Source organism: Kribbella sp. (genome assembly GCF_035655035.1).
Classification (GTDB): domain Bacteria; phylum Actinomycetota; class Actinomycetes; order Propionibacteriales; family Kribbellaceae; genus Kribbella.
In genome coordinates, this window is sequence record NZ_DASRVN010000407.1 from 1 (window position 1) to 7671 (window position 7671).

The 7671-nt window shown below is 70.1% G+C and carries 10 protein-coding genes; 3 read left to right on the forward strand and 7 right to left on the reverse strand.

Features of this window, described 5'->3' with window-relative positions:
* Nucleotides 1-93 precede the first annotated feature (93 nt).
* Both VFF46_RS22905 and def read left to right on the forward strand, forming a co-directional pair.
* Entirely contained in the window at nt 94-909 is an 816-nt protein-coding gene (locus VFF46_RS22905; RefSeq protein WP_325039242.1) for an LLM class F420-dependent oxidoreductase, read from the forward strand.
* A gap of 86 nt (nt 910-995) precedes the next feature.
* Nucleotides 996-1601, forward strand: a complete 606-nt coding sequence (gene def, locus VFF46_RS22910; RefSeq protein WP_325039243.1) for a peptide deformylase — start codon at nt 996-998, stop codon at nt 1599-1601.
* A 4-nt stretch (nt 1602-1605) separates the two neighbouring features.
* On the opposite strand, the gene VFF46_RS22915 is transcribed toward def, so the two are convergent.
* Genes VFF46_RS22915 through cobT form a run of 5 tightly spaced genes read right to left on the reverse strand, consistent with a single transcriptional unit; the run spans nt 1606 to nt 5632 of the window.
* A complete protein-coding gene (locus VFF46_RS22915) occupies nt 1606-2148 on the reverse strand; it encodes an AAA family ATPase (protein WP_325039244.1) in 543 nt (180 codons plus the stop codon).
* Nucleotides 2145-2549, reverse strand: coding sequence for a DUF1761 domain-containing protein (locus tag VFF46_RS22920; protein WP_325039245.1), 405 nt, complete (start codon nt 2547-2549; stop codon nt 2145-2147). The genes VFF46_RS22915 and VFF46_RS22920 overlap by 4 nt, the downstream gene beginning before the upstream one ends.
* Nucleotides 2550-2577: 28 nt before the next feature.
* Complete coding sequence (locus VFF46_RS22925) at nt 2578-3381, reverse strand: RNA methyltransferase (RefSeq protein WP_325039246.1); 804 nt, start codon at nt 3379-3381, stop codon at nt 2578-2580.
* Complete coding sequence (gene cobA / locus VFF46_RS22930; protein WP_325039247.1) at nt 3378-4601, reverse strand: uroporphyrinogen-III C-methyltransferase; 1224 nt, start codon at nt 4599-4601, stop codon at nt 3378-3380. Before cobA ends, VFF46_RS22925 begins: the two co-directional genes overlap by 4 nt.
* A complete protein-coding gene (gene cobT / locus VFF46_RS22935; protein ID WP_325039248.1) occupies nt 4598-5632 on the reverse strand; it encodes a nicotinate-nucleotide--dimethylbenzimidazole phosphoribosyltransferase in 1035 nt (344 codons plus the stop codon). Before cobT ends, cobA begins: the two co-directional genes overlap by 4 nt.
* A gap of 126 nt (nt 5633-5758) precedes the next feature.
* On the opposite strand from cobT, the gene VFF46_RS22940 reads away from it, so the two are divergent.
* Entirely contained in the window at nt 5759-6289 is a 531-nt protein-coding gene (locus tag VFF46_RS22940) for a YbhB/YbcL family Raf kinase inhibitor-like protein (protein WP_325039249.1), read from the forward strand.
* 11 nt (nt 6290-6300) lie between these two features.
* On the opposite strand, the gene VFF46_RS22945 is transcribed toward VFF46_RS22940, so the two are convergent.
* Nucleotides 6301-6564: a YchJ family protein gene (locus VFF46_RS22945; protein WP_325039250.1), complete on the reverse strand. Its 264-nt coding sequence runs from the start codon at nt 6562-6564 to the stop codon at nt 6301-6303.
* Nucleotides 6564-7631 carry a DNA glycosylase AlkZ-like family protein gene (locus VFF46_RS22950; protein WP_325039251.1) on the reverse strand — a complete coding sequence of 356 codons (1068 nt, stop codon included), beginning with the start codon at nt 7629-7631 and terminating at the stop codon, nt 6564-6566. The genes VFF46_RS22945 and VFF46_RS22950 overlap by 1 nt, the downstream gene beginning before the upstream one ends.
* Nucleotides 7632-7671: the final 40 nt, after the last annotated feature.

The window sequence follows — 7671 nt, forward strand, 5'->3', positions numbered from 1 at the left end:
AACTCGTCGACGTCGTCCGGCATGCCGTCGTACCCCCGATCTGATTCCGGTCTATCCGGAGGGGCCTCCGTAAAGGCCGATAGGATCTCCACCATGACAGCTTCCGAGTCCACCGACCGGCCGTACGGTGCGTTTCCCGTGCGGATCGGTCTGCAGGTTCAGCCCCAGCACGCCCAGTACGCCGACATCCGGCGTACCGTCGCCGCGGCCGAGGAGATCGGCGTCGACGTGGTGTTCAACTGGGACCACTTCTACCCGCTCAGCGGTGAGCCCGAGGGTCTGCACTTCGAGTGCTGGACCATGCTGGCCGCGTGGGCCGAGGCGACCGAGCGGGTCGAGATCGGCGCCCTGGTCACCTGTAACTCCTACCGCAACCCCGACCTGCTCGCCGACATGGCGCGCACCGTCGACCACATCAGCGACGGCCGGCTGATCTTCGGTATCGGCTCCGGCTGGTTCGAGAAGGACTACGACGAGTACGGCTATGACTTCGGTACGGCGGGCGGCCGGCTGGACGCCCTCGGCGAGGCACTGCCGCGGATCGAGCAGCGCTGGACCAAGCTCAACCCGAAGCCGACCCGCGACATCCCGGTGCTGATCGGCGGCGGCGGCGAGAAGAAGACGCTGAAGCTGGTCGCCCAGCACGCGAACATCTGGCACGGCTTCGGCGACGCCGAGACGCTCGCGCACAAGCACGCCGTACTGGACGAGCACTGCAAGACGATTGGCCGCGACCCGGGCGAGATCGAGCGCTCGGCGGGTGTCGGCGACAAGTCGCCCGAGGAGATCGGCAAGGGCCTGCTCGACGTCGGCACCCGGCTGTTCACGGTGTCCTCGTCCGGCCCGGACTACGACCTCGGTCTGCTCCGCGCGTGGGTCGACTGGCGCGACGAGGCCAACGCGAAGTAGCGACACTTTGAGCACCCGCCAACCACAACTACCGCACGCAAACGGTTGGTGGGTGCTCAAGGCGGGGGCACGTTAGGATTTCCGGCATGTCTACGTTGCCTGGGAACGGTTCGGTGCGGCCCATCACCCGCTGGGGTGAGGACGTCATGCACCGGGTCAATCAGCCTGTCACCGACTTCGGGGACGACCTGCAGACGCTGGTCGCCGACATGGTCGCGACGATGAACGCGGCCGAGGGCGTCGGCCTGGCGGCGAACCAGGTCGGTGTGGACCTGCAGCTGTTCGTGTTCGACTGCCCGGACAAGGACGGCAACCACGTCCAGGGCGTGGTGTGCAACCCGAAGATCGAGGTCCCGGAGGGCAAGGACCGCAACCTCGACGAGGGCGACGAGGGCTGCCTGTCGCTGCCCGGTGCGTTCACCAAGTGCGCGCGCCCGGACTACGCCAAGGTCACCGGCGTCGACCAGCACAACCAGCCGGTGACGTACGAGGGCAACGGTCTGCTCGCGCGCTGCCTGCAGCACGAAACCGATCACACGCAGGGCATGGTGTTCGGCGACCGGCTGTCCCGCAAGTACAAGAAGCGCCTGTTCGCCGAGGCGGAGGAGTTCGCCCCGGACTACCCCAGCGACTGGCCGGTCTCCCCGATGGTGGACCACGGCCAGGAGCACGAGGAAACCCCCGCGACCTGACCGGTCACCAGCGCGCCTTCTCCAGGTCGATCGCGTCAACCGTCTCCTCCGGGGTCTGACCGGTGGTGTCCAGCCACAGACCCCGGCGCGGAATCTCGTCCAGACTGGCCTGCAGCGCACGTACGCCGTCCTCGAGCGAGGGGCCCCAGTCGCGGTACGCGTTGTTGCCGCCACGCCCGATCTCCCGCTCCACGACCGACTCGACGCTCGGGACGAGTACGACGAGGTACGGCTCGACGTCGTGCAGCCGGGCGAACCAGCGTTCGACGTACTCGCCCAGCACGATGTCGCTACAAACGAAGTCGAACCCGGCATCGGCGTAGTGCTGCGCGACCAGGGCGCTGGCGTCGTACCGCAACTCCAACTGCCGGATCGCCTCCGCTGACGGCTCCGGAGTCATGATCTCCGCGCCGGCGACGACGCCGCGGTAGAAGACGTCCCCGTCGAGGGTCGCGGCCGGCGGCCCCATCCGTGCCGCCAGCAACGGCGCGGTCGTCGACTTCCCAGCGGCCTGCATCCCGGTGACGAGAACGACCTTCGGGCTCACAGCACTCCGATGACGAGTGACATCGCGAGGAACAGCACGAGCTGGTAGCTGCAGTTGATGAGGGTCAGCTTCGGCGGCTTCAGCTCGAAGGCGTTGTGCTGGAGCAAGGTCGACGCCGAGAACCCCAGCCAGGCCACCAGGCCGACCAGCAGCGCCGGCCAGACTGAATGGTTGTCGAACGCCTTGGCTGCCATCGCGCTGCCGATCGCGAGGCCGGCTGCCGTGATGGCGTTCGCGATCAGGAGCTGGATCGTGTTCTTGCGGCTCGCCTGCTTGGACTGTTCCGGGGTGATGCCGGTCAGCTTCCACCAGATGGTCGTGAAGGCCTTGCCGTACCAGATTCCCGCCACGACCATGCCGGCCACGAGCGCGAGCACGGCGCCCACCCAGTTGATGTCCATGGCGGGCAGTGTTCCACGACGTGCAGGTCTATCGCGTTGCGTAGAAGGCGACCGCTGCCGAGGAAGCGACATTGAGCGAGTCGACGCCGCCGGCCATCGGAATCCGGACGGTGAGGTCGGCCTGGCGGAGGACGTCGGGTTTGAGGCCGTGACCTTCGGTGCCGAAGATCAGCGCGAGCCTGTCGTCGTTGCGGGCGGCGAGTTGGTCGAGGGTGATCGAATCGTCGGCCAGCGCCATCGCGGCGGCGACGTACCCGTGCTCCTGCAGGAGCTTCAGGTCGCCCGGCCAGCTCTGCAGGCGGGTCCACGGGATCTGGAAGACGGTACCCATCGACACCTTGATCGACCGTCGGTACAGCGGGTCGGCGCAGGTCGGCGTCACCAGCACCAGCCCGACACCGAGCGCGGCCGCGGCCCGGAAACCGGCGCCCACGTTGGTGTGGTCAACGATGTCGTCGAAGATCGCGATCCGCCGTACGTCGGCCGTCAGGAGGTCGGCCAGTGGTACGGCGGCCCGGCGCTTGTAGGACGCGAGCGCGCCACGGTGCACGTGGAACCCGGTGACCTGCTCGGCCAGCTCCTCCGAGACGACGTACACGGGCTTGTCCGGCCACTTCTCCAGCACGTCCCGCAGCGAGTCGAGCCACCGCGGCGCGAGCAGGAACGAGCGCGGCTCGTACCCGGCATCCGCCGCGCGCCGGATCACCTTGTCCCCCTCGGCGATGAACAGCCCGTGCTCCTCCTCGAGCAACCGCCGCAGATTCACCTCGCGCAGCTTCACGTAGTCCGCCAGCCGCGCGTCCCCCGCGTCCTCGACCGAAACCAGTGTCACGCCTGCGCCGCCCCGTCCAACTGTGCGGCCACCTCGACTACGTTGCCGATGACAACTATCGCCGGGGCACCGACGCCGTTCTCCTGCATTGCGCGAGCGATCCCGGCCAGGTCGGAGGTCACCATGTGCTGACCAGGAAGGGTGCCGTCGGCAATCGCCGCCGCCGGGGTGTTCGCCGGCCGACCGCCCTCGATCAGACGAGAAGCGATCACCGGCAGGTTCTCGACCGCCATCAGCAGGACGAGCGTGCCGTGGAGCTGGGCGAGCGCGTCCCAGTTCACCAGCGAGTCCGGATGCGACGGCGGGATGTGCCCGGACACGACCGTGAACTCGTGGGTCACCCCGCGGTGCGTGACCGGGATCCCGGCCACCGCCGGCACCGAGATCGAGCTCGTGATGCCCGGCACCACCGTCCACGGCACCCCGGCCGCCGCGCACGCCAGCGCCTCCTCGAACCCGCGCCCGAACACGTACGGGTCCCCGCCCTTCAACCGGACGACGACCTTCCCCTGCAGCCCGCGGTCGACCAGGATCCGGTTGATCTCCTCCTGCTGCGCCGCCCGTCCGCGCGGCAGCTTCGCCGCGTCGAACAGCTCCACGTCCGGATGCAGCTCGTCCAGCAGCGGCTGCGGTGCCAGCCGGTCCGCGACCACCACGTCCGCCTCGGCCAGCAGCCGCCGCCCGCGGACCGTGATCAGATCCGGATCCCCCGGCCCGCCGCCGACCAGGTACACCCCGGGCCGCCGCTCCGCGTCCCGCGCCGCCAGCTCGCCGGTCCGCAGCCCCTCGAGGATCGAGTCCCGTACGGCGGCCGACCGCCGGTGATCGCCGCCGCCGAGGACGCCGACCGTCACGTTCCCGTGCTGCCCGGACGCGGGCGTCCACGCGGTCGCGCGGGACCGGTCGTCCGACCGTACGCAGAAGATCCGCCGCTCCTCGGCCTCCGCCGACACCTGGTCGTTCACGGCGGCGTCGTCGGTCGCGACCACGACGTACCAGGCGCCCTCCAGGTCGCCGTCGGCGTACCCGCGCTGGATCCAGGTCAGCGACGGGTTGCCGAGCAGTCCTTCGATCGTCGGCGTGATCGACGGCGACACCAGGTCGATCCGGGCGCCGGACTCGAGCAGCCGGGGCAGCCGCCGCTGGGCGACGCCGCCCCCGCCGACGACGACCACGCGCCGCCCCTCGAGGACGAGCCCGGACAGGTACTGCTGCGTCACGAATCGATCCCCGCGTCCTCGAACGTGGCCATCTCGGCCAGCGCCCGCGCCGCGCAGGTCAGGATCGGGTACGCGAGCACCGCGCCGGTGCCCTCCCCGAGCCGCAGGTCCAGGTCGACGAGCGGCTGCAGGCCGAGCTGCTTGAGCGCCACCGCGTGCCCCGGCTCCGCGGACCGGTGCCCGGCCACGCAGTAGTCGATGACGGCCGGGTGGAACGCCTGCGCGACCAGGGCCGCCGCGCCCGCGATCACGCCGTCCAGGATCACCGGGACCTTGTTCGCCGCGGCGCCCAGGATGTACCCGGCCAGCGCGGCGTGCTCGAGGCCGCCGTACGACTGAAGCGCCTTCAACGGCTCGGTCGGCGGTACGGCGTGCAGCGCGAGCGCCTCCCGTACGACGGCCGTCTTGTGCGCGAGCGCCGCGTCGTCGATGCCGGTGCCGCGCCCGGTGACCGCGTCGGCGGTCGCGCCGGTGAAGGTCGCGATCAGCGCGGCCGAGGCGGTGGTGTTGGCGATGCCCATGTCGCCGGTCAGCAGGCAGCGGTACCCGTCGTGGACCAGCTTGTCCGCGAGGTCGAAGCCGACCGCGATCGCCCGCTGGGCCTCGTCCTCGGTCAGGGCGTCGGTCTGCGACAGGTCGCGGGTGCCCGGGCGGACCTTCGCGTGCAGGATGTCCAGCCCGTCGACCGGGGTCGCGACGCCGACGTCAACCACCCGTACGTCGACGCCGTTGTTCTTCGCGAACGCGTTGACCGCGGCGCCGCCGGCGGCGAAGTTCGCCAGCATCGCGGCGGTCACCTCCTGCGGCCACGGGGAGACGCCCTGCGCGTGCACGCCGTGGGAGGCGGCGAACACCGCGACGACCGCGGGAGCCGGTACCGCGGGGGCGCCGGTCATCCCGGCGAGCTGCACCGACAGCTCCTCGAGTACGCCGAGCGAGCCGGCCGGTTTGGTCAGCCGCGCATGCCGTTCCTCGGCCGCCCGCATCGCCGCCTGATCAGCGGGCGTGATCCGCTCCAGGTACTCGTCCACCAGTCCTCCACTCGTAGCCTCCGCACGATCTTCGCATCCCTGCACGGCTGCCCCGGGACGGACCGGCGATCTGTGGACAGTAATGTCGGCATCACCACACGTCCCGAGATGCCGGAGGGCTGTTTGATGTCACTCGATCGTCCCGTCGCACCGGACCCGTACAAGCTGCTCCCGGAGGCCGGTGCGTTCACCGTCACCAGTACCGACGTCGCCGACGGCGAGCCGCTGGCCGACGCGCACGCGTTCGCGGGCGGGAACACCTCGCCGCAGCTCAGCTGGTCCGGGTTCCCGGCGGAGACCAAGGCCTTCGTCGTGACCTGCTTCGACCCGGACGCGCCGATCGTCTCCGGGTTCTGGCACTGGGTGCTGGTCAACCTCCCGGCCACCGTCACCGAGCTCCCGGCCGGCGCCGGCGCCACCGAACGCCTCGACAACGGCGCCTTCCACGTCCGCAACGACTTCGGCGCCAAGGCCTTCGGCGGCGCCGCCCCACCGGCCGGCGACCAGGTCCACCGCTACTACTTCGTGGTCCACGCGATCGACGTCGAGGCCCTGGACGTCGACGCCGACGCGACCCCGGCGGTCGTCGGCTTCAACCTGGCCTTCCACACCCTGGCGCGCGCGATCATCACCCCGACGTACCAGATCCCTGAGTAGCCCGGCGTAGCTCACAGCGCGGCGACGTACACCCAATCACCGGCTTCACGGACGAACGTGCTGTTCTCGTGCTGTACGCCGGTGGTGTGGTGCGCGTTGAACTCAACCGTGCCTTCAGTGTGGAACGGACTACCGCCGGTGGTCCCCAGGATCTCCAACCGGGTCCACCGGCGATCCGGATCAAAGTCGATCGTCGCGGGCCGGGTAGCCAACGCCCAAGTCCGACGCAGGTACGCCGCATCGTGCATCACGAACGCGGTATACCGCGACCGCATCAACTGCTCGGCCGTCGCCGCCGTGACCTCACCCCGATGGAGCGGCCCACAACACTCGACGTACGCCCGGACCTGACCACAGGGACAGTTGGCTGAGACTGGCATGCCCCGATTCTTACGGACAGCTGCGGGTTCCGGAGCGGTAGGGCCGCTACTTCGGCGTGCAGGGCGTCGTACTGGTCTTGAGTGAGCTGCTGCGAGAGGACTACGTCTACACGGGCGCCCTTGCGGCCCCAGGCGGCGGTTGGTTGGCCGTTGATGAGTAGGGCGTTGGGGTGGAAGGTGTCGGCGGCTGGGGTTAGTTTGCGGAGGCCGGGGGCTATGAAGCGGGCTTCGCGGTCGCGGCCGAGGAGGCGGAGGTCGGAGGCGACGAGGAGTCGTACGCCGACTGGTGGTGGGGCCTCGTGCAGGTCGGATTCGGCGGTTGCCAGGATCCACGCTGGTACGCCGGCGAAGTCGACCTCGAGCAACTCGTCTGCCAGCTCGTTCCAGACGGCGCGGGCGTCGGCGGGTGACAGGCCGGACCACCAGGCGTAGACCTTGGGCGTCGTGGGGCCGAAGTACCGGAGGTGGCGGCGGCAGAGTTCGCGGTGGGCCTCGCGTACGTCGATGGCCGGGCGCGGGACCTCACGGACGTACAGCGAGGTGGTGTCCCAGCGGAGCGCGATCCGGCCGCTGGCGCAGGCCGCACGCAGACCGTGGATGTTGGCGCCGCGGCGTTCCTCCCCGGCGAGTACGTCGCACACGTGGTCGGCGAGGCTGTCGATCCGACGTACCGCGTCCTGATCGAGCGGCAGCCGGCCCAGCGTGAACACGCCGAAGTCGCGCGCCGGCAGCACGTACACGGCCTGGCGCGGGCTGTACGTCTGGATCAGCGACGGGTGCTCCCAGTCCCCCGGAACGCACCCGGCCATCCGCGCGGCCATGCCGAGCAGCGCGTCCCGCGGCGCGGTGTCCTGCAGGCCGACGTACGCCGCCTGCTCCTGGGACCCGGGCGGCAGCCGGTCGACCAGGTGGTTCACGGACAGCCGGTAGGCGATGGCCTGTTCCCGCGTCACGCTTCGCATGGCGACGACCGTACGCACGAATCACGTCAGGCGATGGCTT